This window comes from Rugamonas violacea, from assembly GCF_016461825.1.
Taxonomy (GTDB): domain Bacteria; phylum Pseudomonadota; class Gammaproteobacteria; order Burkholderiales; family Burkholderiaceae_D; genus Rugamonas.
Genome location: NZ_JAEMNU010000171.1, coordinates 1 through 1,391, shown reverse-complemented (window position 1 = coordinate 1,391; position 1,391 = coordinate 1). Strand labels below are relative to the sequence as shown.

At 60.7% G+C, this 1,391-nt stretch carries 1 protein-coding gene; it reads right to left on the bottom strand.

The window, feature by feature from the left end; genetic code table 11:
- Positions 1–75: 75 nt before the first annotated feature.
- Complete coding sequence (locus H7U20_RS29870; protein ID WP_199762772.1) at positions 76–1,161, bottom strand: type II secretory pathway protein; 1,086 nt, start codon at positions 1,159–1,161, stop codon at positions 76–78.
- Positions 1,162–1,391: the final 230 nt, after the last annotated feature.

Here is a 1,391-nt window from a genome sequence, read left to right as displayed (position 1 = left end):
TCTGCTGAATAGTGTTTCACTGCCCGTCTTTGCTCCGCCCCCTGTACGATTACGAGAAATCAGATGACGCGACAACTATCCTGACACAGGGGGACGGGCGAAGTCGCTTATCTGCTGATCAACCAACAGCTCCACTCCCTCATCACGCACGGTCGGCGAAAGCCCAAGGATCACCCCCGACGAGCGGTAATCAACGGACTGGACGGCTTGAGAGCCGCCCTGCGGGATCGTCACAGCACCAAGCGTCGGAACGTCCTGACCAACGACGAGCCGCGCCTGCTGACCCGACTTGACCCGCACCCGTGGCGTGCTGACCGCCTTGAAGCGGGAATCGGCCGCCAATGCCGTCACCGCCGCCTCGATGTTGGCCGCCCGGAACGTCACCGAGTTAGTCAGCGCCGATCCACTACCAACCGACACCCCCAGCCTGCCGCCCAGTACATGAGCGACCAGCGAGAACGCCGTACCATCCGTCTTACCCGTCGTGACCTCGACCACCACCGCCTTGATGACGACCTCACCGGCCGCCACGTCAACCTGCTTGAGCAAGCGTTCCAGCGTGGCGATCTCCTTGGCCGTGCCGTTGAAGATCAGCGTGTCGGCGTCCTGATCGATCAACGCGGCAGCAGACGTAGCCGGGATCGACATGGCAGTCCCGGCGCCACCGATGTTAACAGCGCCACCGGCGGAAGCACGCACTGAGCGCGTCAGGCCAAAGCCACCCGCCTTGAACAGCGGCGACAGCATCTCGACCAGATAGGCTACAGCGCGATGCTTGGTACGATAAATGAACGGCTCCCGATCAGGCTCGGCGTCCTTCTGGTCAACAACACGTTTAAGCGCTATAAAGTCGCCTCCTCCCCTGACCGTTACCGCCATCCCCATCTGGTCCAAAAAATCACGCCAGAAACGCTTTATATCGCCCTTGGCCGCATCGAAACGAAACGAAACCGCGCGGTCGTCCTTCAACACCGCCGGATCGATCACATACGGCTGACGCAGAATCTCGCTGTACACGACCGCAACCGCCTGGGCTAAGCTGATGCCGCTGAAATCGACCTTGACCGGCTTGGGCACGTTGCCGACGACCTGCGACACACCGCCTACGCCGGGCGGCGGCGGAATATGACCCGGCGCAGCACCGAAGGCCAGCAACGGCATGCAGAGGTGTGCTTGGCTACCGGCGCCAGGTGGACAGAAGCCGAATCACTACGACGCCCGCAGGTGAGGAACGGGCTGATCCAATTCGCACTGACAAAATCAAAAAAAGTTCGAGCGGTGCCAATCGACGCGCACTTACGGTAGTTGTCAACAAAGTTGTCGCGTCACTTCATGCAGCCAGCTTCACTAATTCAGGTTCAGCCCGTTCCGGATTGAGCCAAACCTCGTCC